Source organism: Cryobacterium sp. SO1, assembly GCF_004210215.2.
Lineage (GTDB): Bacteria > Actinomycetota > Actinomycetes > Actinomycetales > Microbacteriaceae > Cryobacterium.
Genome location: NZ_CP067394.1, coordinates 1,693,330 through 1,709,001 on the forward strand (window position 1 = coordinate 1,693,330; position 15,672 = coordinate 1,709,001).

Here is a 15,672-nt window from a genome sequence, read left to right on the forward strand (position 1 = left end):
GTTACCTTCCCACCAGTCCGGTGCGATTGATCAGGGTGTCGAGCATCTCGTCCACGGCCGTCATCACCCGGGCGGCACCCTGGTAGGCGTGCTGGAAGGTGAGCAGGTTGACGTTCTCCTCGTCGATGTCAACCGAGGAGTTGGATAGCTGCATGGTGACCGCGGCGCTGGCCGACAGGTTCGCAGAGGAGGCCTGGGTGAGTTCGATGCCGGTGTCGACGCCCAGCCTGGTGACGAAGGCCGACCAGATGACGTTGGGGGAGGTGACCGGTTGCCCGGTGGCATCCACGGCGCGTCCGGCGCCGAGCTGCGCGATCTTGTCCGCGTTGGCACCGTTGCTCGCGCCGGCGCCGACGGCGCCGGCCGCGATCTCGGTGCCGTCACTTGGTACGACGCTCAGCGTTGCGGCGGCGTTGCCCGCTACGTAGTCGAAGAACTTCCCGCCGGGGTTGCCATCGCTGGTGACTCCACCGAGGTGGATGCTGTTCACGGAATCGGCCAGGCGGGTGGCGAAGTCGTTGTACGACGCCGCTGCCTGGGCGAGGGCGCCGCCGGTGCCGGCAGTATCCGCCGGGCCCAGCAGAGACAGGGCGCCGGCGAGTTCGCCGCCGTCGATGCCGACGGTTTCGGGCCGGTGGGTCCAGACCACCCGCACCGCGTTCGCAGGGTCGGCCGCGTCGGTGCCGGTGGGCATCGTTGTCGGGCCGCTCACCTTGAGGGTCTGCACATCGGTGCCGGACACCAGGGTGTTGCCGCCGATCAGCACATCCACGGTGCCGTTGGCCTGGGGCCGCACACTCGCGCCGGTGATGGCGGCGATGGTGGCGGTGAGCGCGTCGCGCTTGTCGATGGCTTCGTTGGCCGACCCGCCGCTGGCCAGGGTCTGCCGGATGATGCCGTTGAGCTCGGCAACCTGGAGCGCAGCGCCGTTGACCTCGGTGACCAGCGAGTCGGCGCTGCCCCGCACGGCCGCCCACTCGTCGGTGACGGCGCGGTACCCGGTGGCGATCTGGGCGGTGAGCTGACCGGCCTCGCCGAGCAGCAGTCCGGCGCCCGCCCCGGCGTCGGTCCCGTTACTGAGTTCCCCCCAGGCGGCCCAGAACTCCTGCAGCTGGTGGGACAGGCCGTTCACGCCGGGTTCCTTCAGTGAGTTCTCGACCGAACCGAGGGCATTCGCCCGCACGGCGGTGTAGCCGGCGGTGGCCGCGGTCGCCCGCACCTTGGCGTCCAGGGTGGCACTGCCCAGGCGCGAGATGCCGTCGACGGATACTCCGGTGCCGGGGGTGGCACCCCAGGAGACGAGACCGGCCCGCGCCGCAGCGCTGGTGGAGGAGGTCGTCACCCGCTGGCGGGTGTACCCCTCGGTGTTGACGTTGGCGATGTTCTGCCCGACGACGTCGAGACCGGCGCGCGCCGCGATCAGTCCGGTGTATGCGGTATTGAGTCCGCCGAAGGTGCTCATGCGTGGGTCACAGGTCGGGTTCTCACAGGCTCTGGTCGAAGAGTCGGGCGCCGGTCGCGTGAGCGCCGGAGGTTCCGCGGGCATCGTAGGTGGTGGCTTGCGCGTCGACGCCGGCCAGGGATTCCTGGGTGTAGCGGGCGGCGGAACGCAGGAACTGTTCGTTCACGTCGCGCAGGCTGCGGATCTGCGCGATCAACTCGGTCATGGCCGTCAGGTGGGCGGTGAAGATGTCGCTCCACGGGCCGGCGGGCGCCTGCTGGACCAGTTCGCTCAGCGTGGCGTCCTGGGAGGTACCCCACTGGGTGGCGAGCGCCGCGACCTCGACCGAACGGCCCAGGCCAGCCTCGCGGACCAGTTCGAGAACCTGCTCCACCTCGCGAGTGGCGTGCTGCACCCACCGGGTGCGGCCGGCGCTGAGGAGCAGCTGTTCCTCGTCGAGCTTGAAGACGAGCAGTTCGAGCAGCTCACGCTCACGCCACAGCACGGCAGACAATTCGTTGGCGCCCACGTCGTCACTGCCCTTCCGCTGTTGAAACACGTCTCTCCATCGTACGAGCCGATGCTCGTTCGGGGGCACTGTCGGTCGGTTCTCCCGGTTGGTTAGCGGCCTTCTGGTCCCGGGACACTCCCCGGACCCGATTTCCGGAGGCTGCGTCCTCCAATAAACCCTGTCCTTCAAAGAGAGGACAGCGAATGCCCCGTTCTGGGGGCATTTCGGCGCCAGAATGAACCAGCGCAGTTGTTACCGTAATACCTAGGCGCACACGCACCGAAACGGGACCCGAACCCCGGTTCCGGTGGGCACTGCGCTCTTGATACGACGTCACCCCTCACGCGCGCTTACCCGGCAGTGAAACGCACGATCACTCATGCGATCACCGTCCGCGAGAACAACGCCGGCACCAACCAGGAGGGCAACCGTTGAACCGTTCGGAACGTAACCGGCTTGTCGTAGACAACCTACCCCTCGTTGGCTACCTTGTGTCCGACGTCTGGGCGAAGGCCCGCCACCTCTCCCGCGACGACCTGGCCTCCGCCGGCTCGCTGGCCCTGATCACCTCCGCCGATGCGTTCGACCCGGCCCTCGGCGTGCCGTTCGGTGCCTTCGCCCGCCGCCGCATCATCGGCGCCTTCGCCGACGAGATGCGCTCAAACGACTGGGCTACGCGGATGGCCCGCCGCCGGATCAAGGACACCCGCCAGGTGCAGGAGACCCTCGCCGTGGCCCTGGGCCGCAGCGCCACCGTCGACGAGGTCGCCGCGGCCCTCGGCGTCGACCGGGAGACCGCGCTGGCCGGACTGGCCGATTCCGAACGCACCCTCACTGCCCTCGACGACAACACCGCGGAATTCCTCGTCGCCGACACCGTGCTTCCCGAGGAGTCCCTGCTGTCTGCCGAACGTCTCGCCTACCTGAGGGCCGCCGTCGTCGCACTCCCGGAGCGGATGCGTCTGATCGTGGAGCAGGTGTATTTCGAGGACCGCTCGGTCAAGGAGATCGCCGCAGACCTGGGCATCACCCACTCCGCCGTGTCCCAGCAGCGTTCGGAGGCCATCCGTCTTCTCCGCGACGGCTTGGGCACCCACTACGCCGACGACGCCGAGATCGGGTACCTGCCGGAGTCCACCGTGGCACCGGCCCGGCGCAGTGCCTACCTGTCCAGGATGGCCGACCAGGCGATGCTCGGCATGGCGATCATGGCGCATGACAGGGTGCCGGATGCCGTTCCGGTCTTGTCCATCGCCCCCACGACGGACTCCGGAACTGCCGGCTCCTCGGCTCGTGCGACCGACAGGTTGGCCGGCGTCAGTGACATCACCGCGGTGCAGCCGAGCATTCGGGACACCCGCGAACTTTTCTCCAGCAACGGCTAACGCGCCGCCCGGCGGAGCCGATAGGTCTCAGTGTCAGCCCATGGATGGGCAGGCGATCACCACCCAATCACGGAGGAACACATCATGGGTATGCAGATCAACACCAACCTCGCGGCAAACAACACCTACCGCAACCTGGCTTCGACCCAGACCGACATGGCCAAGTCGCTCGAGCGCCTCTCCAGCGGCCTCCGCATCAACCGCGCAGCGGATGACGCAGCCGGCCTGGCCATCTCCGAGGGACTGAAGTCGCAGGTCGGTGGCCTCACGGTCGCCAGCCGCAACGCCCAGGACGCCGTCTCGGTCATCCAGACCGCTGAAGGTTCCTTGAGCGAGGTCCAGACCATCCTGCAGCGCGTTCGTGACCTCGCCGTTCAGGCCGGTAACGGCTCGAACAACGCCGATTCGCGTGCCGCCATCGCCACCGAGGTCACGGCGCTGGGCGAAGAACTGACTCGTATCAGTGCGTCGACCAACTTCAATGGCACCAAGCTTCTCGACGCGGCAGCGGGCACCACGCCGCTGACCTTCCAGGTCGGCGCCGGCGGAGTGGCAGTCGAAGACCAAATCTCGGTCACGCTGACCGACGTCGCGGCCATCGGCACCGCTGTCTCCGGACTCGCGGCCACCGGCTTCGCCGACTCCACGGCGGCACTTGCGACGATCAACACGATCGACGGCCACATCAAGGATGTGTCCACCTCGCGTGCCTCGCTCGGTGCCGACCAGAACCGGTTCGAGAGCGTCATCCGCAACCTGGCCGTCTCCAAGGAGAACCTCACCGCTGCCGGTTCGCGTATCCGCGACACCGACATGGCCGAGGAAATGGTCAAGTACACCCGCTCCAGCATCCTGTCGCAGGCCGGCACCGCCATGCTCGCGCAGGCGAACCAGTCCAACCAGGGCGTCCTGACGCTGCTGCGCTAAATCACGGACCGACCGACCGACCGGCTGAAAGGCGGGAACGTCGACTGACCGAGAATCGGCCGGCGGCACGCTCACTCTGACCTGGACCTCAGAACGCGCGGGCCGCCGGCCACTCGCACACCCGCAGACAACGGAACGGACACGGCGCCCATGGGACTCTCCATCGATGGCCTGATCAGTGGCCAGGACACCACGACCCTGATCAACAACCTGATCGCGGTCGAGGCGATCCCGCAGACGCTGCTCAAGGGCAAGGTCACAGCGGCCCAGGCCTACACCACCGCCGTGCAGGGGCTGAACGCCCAGGTGGCCGCCCTCTCCGACGCCGCCACCAAAGCGAGCAAGCCCGCCAGCTACGACCTCCACACAGCCACCAGCAGTTCCGGCCAAGTCACCGCGACCACCAGCCCCGGCGCCGCCGCCGGTGTGCTCGATGTCACGGTCGGCAGGCTCGCCCAGAACCAGGTCACCGTCACCGGACCCCTCACCGCCTGGCCGGATGCCACCCTCACGCTCACCGACGCCGCCGGAAAAGCCACCGTGCTCACGCCGGCATCCACATCGCTCGACGACGTCGTGACCGCCGTCAACGCCGCCGGGCTCGCCATCACCGCCACCAAGGTCGCCGTGGGCGCCGACGGCTTCCGGGTGCAGTTCAGCAGCAGCACCACCGGCTCCGCCGCGGCCTTCACCGTCACCGGCGGCACGGTTCCGACCACTCAGGTCAAGGGCGCCCAGGATGCCCAGGTCACGCTCTGGGCCGGCAGCTCCGCCGAACAGACCATCACATCGGGCAGCAACACCTTCACCAACCTGCTGCCCGGTCTGGACGTCACCGTCCAAGCGGTCTCCACCACGCCGGTAACCCTCACCGTGACCAGGGACGACGCCGCCATCAGCAAGATGGCCGGTGGCTTGGTCAGCGGGTTGAATGATATCTTCGCCGTCATCACCAACCGGTCGGCCGTCTCCACCACGACCGACGCCTCGGGCAAGAGCGTCACCACGGCCGGGCTCTTCGCCGGCGACAGCACCATCCGCACCGTCAAGCAGAACCTGCTCTCCGCCGCGTCGATGCCCGTCGACGGTCGCTCGCCGTCGGAGATCGGCATCAGCATCACCAAGAGCGGCACCCTGGAATTCGACGCCGAGAAATTCGCCGCCGCCCTGGCCAAGGACCCGGCCGGTGTGATGAAGACCGTGCAGGAGATCTCCGGCCGGGTCGCGACGGCAGCGGCGACGGCATCCGACAAGTACGACGGCACCCTCACCACCACCGTCACCAGCCAACAGTCCCAGGTGCGCACGATGGGCCTGGAGATCAGCGACTGGGACCTCAGGCTCACCGCCAAACGCAGCTCGCTCGAACGGGTGTACACGGCCATGGAATCCAGGCTGGGGGAGCTCAAGGCGCAGTCCTCCTGGCTCACCTCGCAGATCAATTCACTACCCGACACCTACACAGGGACCTCAAGCTGATGACAACCACACTGTTCCCGTCCCACCAGTTCCCGTCCCACCAGTTGCCGGCGCAGCGGTTGCCGGCACAGCAGCTGCCGGCACAGCAGTCAGCGCAGCCATCGGCAGCCCAGCTCGCCGGCGCGCAAGCCAAGCGTGCCCAGCTGGGCCGTGAGGCTGTGCTCTCGGCCACACCCGTGCGCCTGCTCACCATGCTCTACGACAGGCTGATGCTCGACCTGACCCGCGCCGAGGACGCCCAGGTCGGCGAGGACTGGCCGGTCGCATCCGAGAACCTGCTGCACGCCCAGGCGATCGTCGACGAACTCACCACTTCCCTGAACGTCACGGCCTGGGACGGCGCCGACGGCCTGCTGGCGATCTACACTTACGTGTCGAACGCACTGATCGGTGCGAACATCCACCGGGACGTGGCGCGCACCCGCGAGAGCATCGCCCTGCTCGAGCCGCTGCGCCAGGCCTGGCACGAAGCCGCCGGCGCCCTGCCCGCCCCGCAGACTGCTCCGAGTGCGGAGGGCTACCGTGGAGTCGCCTGACATTCACTCCAGCAGCGCCCGGCCGCACAGCAGCCGGCCGGACAGCGCCGCGCTGGCGGGGTACCGCACCAGCAACGCCGATTGGCTGCTGGTTCTCGACGACCTCGAGGCTAGCCTCGGCAGTGGCGCCAGGGACGCCGTGCTCTCCGCTCAGGGCGGAGCGCTCGTCACCGGCGTGCAGTGGCGGGCCCCCGAACACCTGGGCCAGCTGCCGCAGGAGCTCGAGGAGCGGGCCAGGATGCTGATATCCGGCCAGCTCGAGCTGATCCGGGAGATCGAGGATGCGCGCCGGTCGGCCGGCGCCCACCTGGCGGCCGTGCGCACAATTCTTTCGACCCACCGGTCCGACCAGCCGGTCTACCTCGACATCGCAGGCTGACCCCGCCGATACTTTTTTGCGACATTCCCTCCGAGAGCGCTAACGCATCGTCTCCGACGGCCGATAGCTGAGAATGAGCACGGATTGCTCACCCCAGGCCACGGATCGGCCGTCTGATTATTTGACGACGAAACGGGCTTGCCGTGATCGAATCCGTGACCACCGCGGCGCTGTCCAGCGCCCTGGATGGCCTGGCCCTGCGCCAGCGCACCATCGCCAACAACATCGCGAACGTGAACACCCCCGGCTACACGGCCCAGCGGGTGTCTTTCGAGGATGCCCTGGCGAGGTCGGTGCAGGCCGGCGACGGCCACATAGCGGCCAGCATGGCCCGGTCGCTTGAACCGACCCGGCTCGACGGCAACAACGTGAACCTCGACACCGAAACCGTCGCCAACATCGACACCGTGCTGCGCTACCAGTTCGCGTCGCAGGCCGTCGCCGGCGCCGACTCCAGCATGCGCGCCGCCCTGAGGACCAGCTGATGGGCCTCGACGCTCTCGGGATCGCCGGTACCGGCCTCACCCTGCACCGCAAATGGCTCGACGCCGTCGCCGACAACATCGCGAACGCGAACACCGCCACACCCACGTCGGGGGTCGCCTTCCAGGCCCGGTACGTCGTTGCGCAGGAGGGTGCCGGCGTCTCCGGCGCCTACGTCACCGGCATCGCGCAGGGCGACGCGGAGGGCCTGCTGGTCTACGAACCCGACAACCCGATCGCGGATGCCGACGGCTACGTGCGGCGCCCCGACATCGACATGGCCGAACAGATGGGTGAGCTGATCATGGCTCAGCGTGGCTACCAGGCCAACGCCGCCGTCATCGACCGGGCCAAGACCTCCTACGAAGCCGCACTGCAGATCGGACGCAACTGATGACCATCCCCGCCATCGGATCGGCGCCGGCCGTCAGTGCCACGTCCTATTTGCCCGCCAGTACCGCCGCCGATGCCTCCGATTCAGGTTCCGGCTTTGCGAGCGCCCTCACCGGGGCGGTGGACAATCTGCAGCAACTGCAGTCCACCTCGAACAGCTACGCCATCCAGGCCGTCACCGGCGACCTTGACGACATCCACACCGCCACCATCGCGTCGTCGCGGGCGCAGGTCACCCTCGAACTCGTTGCCGCCGTGCGTAACAAGGGCGTCGAAGCGTTCAACGACATCATGAGGATGCAGGCCTGATGCCCGCCCAGATCACCTCGGTGTTCCGTCGCCTGGGAAACGCCATCCGGGAATTCACCGTCGCCCAGCGCACCATGGCCATCATCGGCGTGGCCGTGCTGGCCCTCGGCACGGCCGCGCTCACGATGTGGGCCACCCAGCCGGCGTACACACCGCTGTACTCGGGCCTGAGCGGTTCAGACGCCAACACCATCGTGGAGCAGCTGCGCACCGACGGGGTCTCCTACGAGCTGAGCGACGGCGGCGCGACCATCCTGGTTCCGGAGGCCGATGTCTACGACCAACGGCTCAAGTCCGCCGCCGCCGGCCTGCCGTCGTCCAGCACCGGCGGGTACTCGCTGCTGGACACCATGGGGGTCACCGCCTCCGAATTCCAGCAGTCGGTCACCTACAAGCGCGCCCTGGAGGGCGAACTCGCCGCCACCATCGAAGCCATGAAGGGTGTGCAGACCGCCTCGGTTCGCCTGGCGATCCCCGAGGCCACGGTGTTCACGGAGGAGACCAACGACCCCACGGCATCCGTCTTCGTCGGCACCCGAAACGGCATCACGCTGAACGCCGACCAGGTGCAGGCCATCGTGCACCTCACCAGTGCGTCGATCGACGGGATGAAGCCCACGGATGTCGCGGTCATCGACGCCGCCGGTGTGGTGCTCTCCGCGGTGGGCGTCGGCGCCACGGGGTCGGCCGGTCAGCAGGCCAGCGACTACGAGGAGCGGGTGCGCGGCTCCGTGCAGGCGATGCTCGACAAGGTTGTCGGACCGGGCAACGCCACCGTCGTGGTGGCCGCCGACATGAGCTACCAGAGCGCCCAGGTCGTCGAGGAGTCGTTCACGGTTCCCGAGAACGCCCCGGCACTGAACGAGGCCGTCACGACGGAGTCCTACACGGGCGGCGGGGGAGCCGCGGCCGGAGTGCTCGGCCCCGACAACATCGCCGTTCCGGCCGAGGCCACCGGCGACGGTACCTTCACCTCCGAAGACACCACCCGGAACAACGCCATCAACAAGGTGACCGAAACCCGCACGGTGCCCGCGGGGGAGATCAACCGGCAGACGGTTTCGGTGGCGGTGAACGCGGCCGTTGCCGAGAACCTCAACGTGGCCAACGTCACGAGCCTGGTGTCCTCTGCTGCCGGCATCGACGTGGCCAGGGGCGACGCAGTCACCGTGGAGGTCGTCAGCTTCAATGCCGCCGGCGCCGACGCCGCGGCCGCAGCGTTGGCTGAGGCCGCCGCTGCCGAAGAGTCCGCCCGGAACGCCGGCATCCTGCAGGTGGGCTTGATCGTAGCCGGCTCCGTGATCGCGTTCGTGCTCGGTTTGATCCTCTACGCCAGGCGTTCACGCCGGCAGAGCCGGCAGGCCATCGAGCTGAACGACCTGGTTCAAGCGCGGTCGGCTCTGGACGCGCCGACGGTGCCGTTCTCGTTGCCGCCGCAGATGGCGCCGCTGTTCATCGACTCAGCGCCTACCCAGGCGTACCCGGTGGCCGGTGGCGGCGCCCTGCCAGGCGGCGGTGACCAGCGGGTGGCCGACATCGATGCCCTCGCCCTGCGTGATCCGCAGATGGCGGCCGAGATGCTGCGCGGCCTGATGGACGATCGGCAGCCGGCCTGATGGACACCAAAGTGGGCCTGACCGGAACCCAGAAGGTGGCCGTGGTTTTGATGACCATGGATCAGCAGCGTGCCTCTGAGGTGATGAAGCAGTTCTCCGAGGTCGAGGCTGCCGAGATCATCGCCGAGATCGTGCAGCTGCGCCGGGTCGACTCCTCCATCATGGACAGCGCCGTCGCCGAGTTCCACCAGCTCACCACCATCGGCGCCCGCAACCCCCGCGGCGGCCACGCCGTGGCGATCGGGCTGCTTGAGAAGTCATTCGGCGCCGAACGTGCGGCCGGGGTGATGAGCCGGGTGGCCACGTCCATGGCCGGCAAGGCCTTCGAATTCCTCGACAGCGTCGACCCGGTGCAGGTGCTGTCGCTGCTGGACGGCGAACTCCCGCAGACCATCGCCCTGGTGCTCGCACACCTCCGCCCCGAGCACGCCTCCGCGATCCTGTCCGGACTGGACGGCCCGGTGCGCACCGATGTTGCCCAGTGCATCGCTTCCACCGGACCCGCAACGCCGGAGGCCCTGCGGGTGGTCACCGAGATCCTCAAGAAGCGGATCGGCGCCGTCGCGGCGTCCAGGGACTCCGCCGAGGTCGTCGGCGGGGTGCAACCGCTGGTGGAGATCATCAACCGTGCGGACATCAGCACCGAACGCGCCCTGCTCGAGGCGCTGGATGAACGCGACCCGGTGCTGGCCGAAGAGGTCCGCTCCCGCATGCTCACCTTCCAGGACATCGTCAAGCTGGAAAACCGCGATGTGCAGCTGGTGCTGCGCGGCATCGACGGCGCCGTTCTGGCCGTTGCCATGAAGGGCTCCAGCGAACTGGTCGTCGACATCATCCAACGCAACCTGTCCGAGCGGAACCGGGAGATCCTCAACGACGAGGTTGTCAACCTCGGACCCGTTCGGGTCTCTCAGGTGGAAGAAGCCCGAGCCACCATCGTGCGGGCGATCCGAGACCTGGCCGCTCAGGGGGCCATCACCGTGCAGCGCGCCGACGAGGATGATTTCGTTGTTTAGCGCGGCCGGCCCCGGCCTGGTTGGCGCTGGCGCGACCGCCATGGAAGCGACGGACAACGACTTCTCAGCGCTGGTCTTTCCCACCCTCGCCGACGCCGGCGAGAGCCGCGGCCCGGGCGAGGACCGCGCCAGGATCGAACGTCAGTGGCAGGCCAGAGGTCACGCCGCCGGATACACCGAGGGCCTGCGCGCGGCAGCGGCGGCCGTCGACGCACGGGTCGCCGGGCTCGAGGCCGAACACGCCGAGCTGATGCGGGCGACTGACGAGCAACACGACCGCACGCTGGCCGGGCTGAACGCCGCGGTCCGGGCGCTCGAGGAGCGCACGGTCCCCGTGCTGCACGACGTGGAGGACACCCTGCTGGACGCCGCCATCGACCTGGCCGAGGCGATCATCGGTCACACCCTGGCCGACGAAACCGCCGCGGTGCGGGCCGCGCTGGGGCGCACCATCGCCGACGGCCCGGCGGGGGCACCGGCCGCCGGCCGCACTATCAGCCACACCACCGGCCGCACCGTCACCCACACCGTGCGACTGAACCCGCACGACCTGGCCGCGCTCGACGTCGCCGCCGTGGCCGAGGCGGGCGTCACCCTGGTGGCGGATGCGAGCCTGTCCCGCGGCGACGCCGTCAGCGAGTTCCCCGACGGCTACCTGGATGCCCGGATCGGCAGCGCGCTGCAGCGCGCCAGGGCGGCCCTGGCCGGGGGTACGGCATGACCCTCACCCGGCCGGACAGCACCGACCGCCTGGCACGCGCCCTGGCGGCGGCCCGCCCGGAGCGGGTCGGCGTGGTGTCGTCGATCGTGGGACTGAGCGTGGATGTGCGCGGGCTGAACGGCGCCATCGGCGATCTTGTCGTGATCGGCGGGCCCGGTATCGGCCAGACGTCCGCCGGTACCGCTCACACCGCAGGCGTGGACGCCGAAGTCGTCGCCACGACCCCTGACGGGATGCGCTGCATGCCGCTGGGCCGGCTGACCGGCATCCGGGTCGGCGACCCCGTGCGCGCCAGCGGCAGCGGTGTCGGCTTTCTCGTGCCCACCGGCTCAGGCCTGCTCGGCCGGGTGATCGACGGGCTGGGCCGCCCCATCGACGGCAAGGGGCCCCTCGTTGTTGAGCAACGGGTGCCGCTCGAGAACGCCAGCCCGTCTGCCATGGCCCGGTCGCGCATCCAATCGCCCCTGCAGTTGGGCGTGCGGGTGCTCGACACCCTCACCACCGTGGGCAAGGGGCAGCGGATGGGCTTGTTCGCCGGTTCCGGCGTGGGCAAGTCGTCGCTGCTGTCGATGATCGCGCGGGGCACGGATGCCGAAGTCTCCGTGATAGCCCTGGTGGGCGAGCGCGGCCGCGAGGTACGCGAATTCCTCGAGGACGACCTGGGGCCGGAGGGACTCGCCCGGTCGATCGTCGTGGTGTCGACCTCGGACGAGCCGGCCATGATGCGGCTGCGGGCCGCGTTCGTGGCCACCCGCATCGCCGAGTCGTTCCGGGACCGGGGCGCCGACGTGATGTTGATGATGGACTCGCTCACCCGGGTGGCGATGGCGCAGCGGGAGATCGGCCTGTCGGTGGGGGAACCGCCGGCTACCCGCGGCTACCCGCCGTCGACGTTCTCGCTGCTCGCCCGGCTGCTCGAACGCGCCGGCACCGACCAGGCCGGCTCGATCACCGGCATCTACACGGTGCTCGTGGACGGCGACGACCACAACGAACCCATCGCCGATGCCGCCCGTTCGATTCTGGACGGCCACGTGGTGCTCGATCGCAAACTCGCCGTCCTCGGCCACTTTCCCTCCGTCGACGCCCTCGCCTCCATCTCCCGGGTGGCGTCGCGGGTGACCACCCCGGAGCAGGCCGCCGTGGCTGGCACGCTGCGTGCGGTGCTCGCCGCCCGGCGCGCCGCCCAGGACCTCATCGATGTGGGCGCCTACCGCCGAGGCACCAACCCGCTGGTCGACGCCGCCGTTGATCACGACGCGGCGATCACGGCGTTCCTGCAACAGCGGATGGACGAACACACCCCGGCCGCCGAGGCGTGGGACCGACTGGCCACGCTGGCCCGACTGCTGGGCGTCACCCGATGAGCCGCGCCTTCTCGCTCGCAGGCCTGCTGCGCCTGCGGCACCTGCAACAGGACCAGGCCGCCGGCGACCTGGCCGTGGCCAACGCGCGGCTCCGGGCCGCGGCGACACGCATCGACGAGACCCGCGCCGCGCTCGAGCACCTGCCGATCAGTGCCACCGGCGCCGACACGCTCTACGCGATCGCCGCCGCCCGGGCGTCATCCCGCAGCATGCTGGCCGAACTCACGGCGCTCGATGCCATCGCCGAACAGGGAGTCGTCGACGCGCAGCGCGATTTCGAGTCGAAGAAATCCGCCGCGGTGAGCCTGGAAAAGCTCGAGGGGCGCCACGGCGACCTGGCCGCTGCTGAAGAACTGCACGCCGAACAGACCGTCATCGACGAGATCGCGTCGACGAGCTGGCACCGGCGGCTGGGCGAGACAACGACAGGGGAGAAGAAATGACGATGGTGGATGCGCTCGGCCGGATGGGCGAGATCCAGTCCAGGCTGGTTCAGCTCAATGACCTGGTCTCCGGCGGTACCGGACTCGCGACGACCAGCACGGCAAGCAGCACCGCTGCCTCGGCCGTCTCAGCGACCAGCTTCGCCGACGCTTTTGCCGCGGCCACCGGCACCGCGGCCACCGGCGCGGCCACTGGCGCTGCCACTGCCACCGGCGCCGCAGGCTCGGGCGCAACGGGCGCCGGTGTTGTTGCGGCCGCCGAGAAGTATCTCGGTGTGCCCTACGTGTTCGGCGGCGAGGACAGCTCCGGAATGGACTGTTCCGGTCTGGTGCAGCGCGTTTACGCCGACCTCGGCATCGAAGTTCCCCGACTGGTGTCCGGGCAGATGACCATCGGCACCGAGGTGGCGTCGCTGGCCGAGGCCAAGCCCGGCGACCTCATCGTCACCGGCGGCGGCGACCACATCCTGATCTACGCCGGCAACAATCAGGTGATCCATGCGCCCTACGAGGGACGAACGGTCTGCAAGGTGGACGCCTACATGGACGACTCCGAGATCACCACCATCCGCCGGGTGATCCCCGATCAGGCGGCGACGGCCGGCCAGGCCTCCAACTCCACCGACATGCTGACGGCTGCATTCGCGTCAATGTTCAACGGCACGTCCAAGTCAGGACTGTCCTCATGACGACCACAGCAGCCGCACAGTTCCCTCGTTCCACCGGAGCCGCGGGGTCCACCCTCGATCACGGCTCGCGGGGATCCCGGCAGGAGTCCACTGCCGGTGCCGACTCCTTTGCGGGAGCCATGCGCGGTGCCGTGACCGGGCAGGGCGCCAGGACCGGCTCGGCCGGAGCGCGGGCCAGTACGCCTACGGCTCTCGATTCCCCAAAGCCGCCGCTGCCCGCACGTGCCAAGCCCGCACCGAGCTCGCCCGCGCTGGCCAAGCCCGGGACCACGAGGCCCGCGCACACCAATCCTGCGCTCATCAATCCCGCGCAGCACGTCTCAGCCTCGGGCCCCGCAGCGAGGGATGCCGGGCTCGCCGACGACCCCGCAACCCAAGCCCGGCTCACTGCCCAACCCGCGGGCACAATGCCGGCTGCCTTCTTGGCCAATGGGGCCGGCCCCGACACACCAGTCCCGGGTGGACCGGGCCGGCCCGGATCCGCTGCGTCCGCCGACCCCCTCCCGACGGGTGCCCTCGCGAGCGCGGCCGACCTGGAAGCGGCCGCGCCGGCCGGAGGCCGTCCGCGTGCCGCCGGCGACGACGTGTCTTCGGGTGAATCCAGTGACGTCACCGTGGCCGGAACGCTTGATGCCGTGCTCGTATCCGGAGCCGTGCTGCCGACGATCCAGCCGGCGGCTCAAACATCGGCCCAGTCCGGCGCACCCGGCCCGACCGCGGTGTCCGGGAACCCGTCACCGGCCGCGACCGGAGTCGACGGGTCCAGTACCGCCGTGTCCAGTACCGCCGCGTCGAGTGCCGCCGCGAACGGCACCGCCGCGAACGGATTCGCCGCGAATGGCGCCGCCTCAAAACAGACCGGCGCAAACGGGCCGGCCGCGAACGGGGCGATGGCAAACGGACTTGCGGTGAGCGGCACTATCGCCGCCGCCGGTGCCGCGGCCGCCGGTGCCGCGGCCGCTGGTGCCGGTGCTGCTGCCGGTGCCGCTGCCGCTGCCGCCGGTATCGCGGCCGCAAGTACCTGGAACGCCGGGACCGGGGCTGCCTCACGCGGGGATGCAGCGACCGGGACAGCTTCTACCGGGACGGCATCGACCGGGGCAGCGTCGACCGGGACATCCGCGACAGGGACCTCCGCAACCGGGACCCCCGCAACCGGGACCCCCGCGACTGGGACCTCAGCGACTGGGACCCCCGCGACTGGGTCCCCCGCGACTGGGACCTCCGCGTCTGAAAACTCCGCGTCTGGGACCTCCGAGACCGGACCCGCCTCGACCGGGGCTGCCAACGGCGGTGCCACCGGCGCCGTCTGGTCTACCCGGTCTCCCGACATCGCCACGGGCGATCCTGCTGCTGCCGAGAGTCCGGCAGCCGGCCTCGTTCCACCCTCACTCTCCGGTCCGGTTGCCCCCGCGGCCGCTACCCCGGCCGGTGCCGCGGCATCGCCGCTGCCGACCGGTCCTGCCGTTCCCGTTCCGCTGGCCAGCCAGGTCGCGCGTCCGCTGTTCAGCCTCGCGGCCGCGGGACCCGGCGAACACACGATGTCGATAAGCGTCACTCCCGACAACCTCGGACCGGTCGTGGTGCGGGCGCAGATCAGCGCCGCCGGCATCCGTCTGGAGTTGTTCGCCCCCACCGACATGGCGCGGGAAGCACTGCGGCTCATCCTGCCCGACCTGCGCCGCGACCTCGCCGGTGGTGCACTATCGGCAAGCCTCGACGTGTCCGCACGCAACCAGCCCGGTGACGCCGGCTCTTCGGGCCGGCAGGACCGCTCAGGGGCCGACCAGCAGGGCCAGGGGAGTGCGACGCTCGGCGGGGATCCACGCGGGGCCCAGGACCGCCGCCGGGAGCCCGGTGCAACCGATCCCTGGCTCCGGTCCACCTCCATCGGCACCGACACCACGGCCGTCGACGCCGGGACAGACCCCGCACGATCCGACCAAGCGAGGGGACGAGTCGATGTTCTTGTCTGAC

The 15,672-nt window shown here is 69.5% G+C and carries 17 protein-coding genes; 15 read left to right on the forward strand and 2 right to left on the reverse strand.

Going from position 1 to position 15,672, the window contains the following annotated elements:
• Nucleotide 1 precedes the first annotated feature (1 nt).
• Both flgK and BJQ95_RS07960 read right to left on the reverse strand, forming a co-directional pair.
• Nucleotides 2-1,462, reverse strand: a complete 1,461-nt coding sequence (flgK, locus tag BJQ95_RS07955; RefSeq protein ID WP_130176782.1) for a flagellar hook-associated protein FlgK — start codon at nucleotides 1,460-1,462, stop codon at nucleotides 2-4.
• A gap of 22 nt (nucleotides 1,463-1,484) precedes the next feature.
• The gene (locus BJQ95_RS07960) at nucleotides 1,485-2,000 is read right to left on the reverse strand and encodes a flagellar protein FlgN (RefSeq protein WP_370688379.1); all 516 of its coding nucleotides are present in this window, start codon (nucleotides 1,998-2,000) and stop codon (nucleotides 1,485-1,487) included.
• A gap of 443 nt (nucleotides 2,001-2,443) precedes the next feature.
• Here BJQ95_RS07960 and BJQ95_RS07965 point away from each other — a divergent pair, with 443 nt between their 5' ends.
• The 15 genes from BJQ95_RS07965 to BJQ95_RS08035 all read left to right on the forward strand — a co-directional run bounded on the left by BJQ95_RS07965 (nucleotide 2,444) and on the right by BJQ95_RS08035 (nucleotide 15,671).
• A complete protein-coding gene (locus tag BJQ95_RS07965) occupies nucleotides 2,444-3,337 on the forward strand; it encodes a sigma-70 family RNA polymerase sigma factor (protein ID WP_370688380.1) in 894 nt (297 codons plus the stop codon).
• An 84-nt stretch (nucleotides 3,338-3,421) separates the two neighbouring features.
• Entirely contained in the window at nucleotides 3,422-4,264 is an 843-nt protein-coding gene (locus BJQ95_RS07970) for a flagellin (protein WP_305088570.1), read from the forward strand.
• A gap of 150 nt (nucleotides 4,265-4,414) precedes the next feature.
• Nucleotides 4,415-5,743 (forward strand): flagellar filament capping protein FliD, encoded by a 1,329-nt coding sequence (gene fliD, locus BJQ95_RS07975; protein WP_130176784.1) that lies wholly within the window; start codon nucleotides 4,415-4,417, stop codon nucleotides 5,741-5,743.
• Nucleotides 5,743-6,279 carry a flagellar export chaperone FliS gene (gene fliS, locus BJQ95_RS07980; protein WP_130176785.1) on the forward strand — a complete coding sequence of 179 codons (537 nt, stop codon included), beginning with the start codon at nucleotides 5,743-5,745 and terminating at the stop codon, nucleotides 6,277-6,279. Before fliD ends, fliS begins: the two co-directional genes overlap by 1 nt.
• A complete protein-coding gene (locus BJQ95_RS07985) occupies nucleotides 6,266-6,658 on the forward strand; it encodes a hypothetical protein (protein WP_130176786.1) in 393 nt (130 codons plus the stop codon). The genes fliS and BJQ95_RS07985 overlap by 14 nt, the downstream gene beginning before the upstream one ends.
• Nucleotides 6,659-6,801: 143 nt before the next feature.
• Nucleotides 6,802-7,143: a flagellar basal body protein gene (locus BJQ95_RS07990; RefSeq protein WP_130176787.1), complete on the forward strand. Its 342-nt coding sequence runs from the start codon at nucleotides 6,802-6,804 to the stop codon at nucleotides 7,141-7,143.
• Nucleotides 7,143-7,535 (forward strand): flagellar basal body rod protein FlgC, encoded by a 393-nt coding sequence (locus BJQ95_RS07995; protein WP_130176788.1) that lies wholly within the window; start codon nucleotides 7,143-7,145, stop codon nucleotides 7,533-7,535. Before BJQ95_RS07990 ends, BJQ95_RS07995 begins: the two co-directional genes overlap by 1 nt.
• Nucleotides 7,535-7,843, forward strand: a complete 309-nt coding sequence (gene fliE, locus BJQ95_RS08000) for a flagellar hook-basal body complex protein FliE (RefSeq protein ID WP_130176789.1) — start codon at nucleotides 7,535-7,537, stop codon at nucleotides 7,841-7,843. Before BJQ95_RS07995 ends, fliE begins: the two co-directional genes overlap by 1 nt.
• Nucleotides 7,843-9,459: a flagellar basal-body MS-ring/collar protein FliF gene (gene fliF, locus BJQ95_RS08005; RefSeq protein WP_130176790.1), complete on the forward strand. Its 1,617-nt coding sequence runs from the start codon at nucleotides 7,843-7,845 to the stop codon at nucleotides 9,457-9,459. Before fliE ends, fliF begins: the two co-directional genes overlap by 1 nt.
• Nucleotides 9,459-10,475, forward strand: coding sequence for a flagellar motor switch protein FliG (gene fliG / locus BJQ95_RS08010; protein WP_130176791.1), 1,017 nt, complete (start codon nucleotides 9,459-9,461; stop codon nucleotides 10,473-10,475). Before fliF ends, fliG begins: the two co-directional genes overlap by 1 nt.
• Complete coding sequence (locus BJQ95_RS08015; RefSeq protein ID WP_256041579.1) at nucleotides 10,468-11,196, forward strand: FliH/SctL family protein; 729 nt, start codon at nucleotides 10,468-10,470, stop codon at nucleotides 11,194-11,196. The genes fliG and BJQ95_RS08015 overlap by 8 nt, the downstream gene beginning before the upstream one ends.
• Nucleotides 11,193-12,563 carry a FliI/YscN family ATPase gene (locus BJQ95_RS08020; protein WP_130176793.1) on the forward strand — a complete coding sequence of 457 codons (1,371 nt, stop codon included), beginning with the start codon at nucleotides 11,193-11,195 and terminating at the stop codon, nucleotides 12,561-12,563. Before BJQ95_RS08015 ends, BJQ95_RS08020 begins: the two co-directional genes overlap by 4 nt.
• Nucleotides 12,560-13,006, forward strand: coding sequence for a hypothetical protein (locus BJQ95_RS08025; RefSeq protein ID WP_130176794.1), 447 nt, complete (start codon nucleotides 12,560-12,562; stop codon nucleotides 13,004-13,006). The genes BJQ95_RS08020 and BJQ95_RS08025 overlap by 4 nt, the downstream gene beginning before the upstream one ends.
• Nucleotides 13,003-13,695, forward strand: coding sequence for a C40 family peptidase (locus BJQ95_RS08030; RefSeq protein WP_130176795.1), 693 nt, complete (start codon nucleotides 13,003-13,005; stop codon nucleotides 13,693-13,695). The genes BJQ95_RS08025 and BJQ95_RS08030 overlap by 4 nt, the downstream gene beginning before the upstream one ends.
• Nucleotides 13,692-15,671, forward strand: coding sequence for a flagellar hook-length control protein FliK (locus BJQ95_RS08035; RefSeq protein WP_256041581.1), 1,980 nt, complete (start codon nucleotides 13,692-13,694; stop codon nucleotides 15,669-15,671). The genes BJQ95_RS08030 and BJQ95_RS08035 overlap by 4 nt, the downstream gene beginning before the upstream one ends.
• Nucleotide 15,672 lies beyond the last annotated feature (1 nt).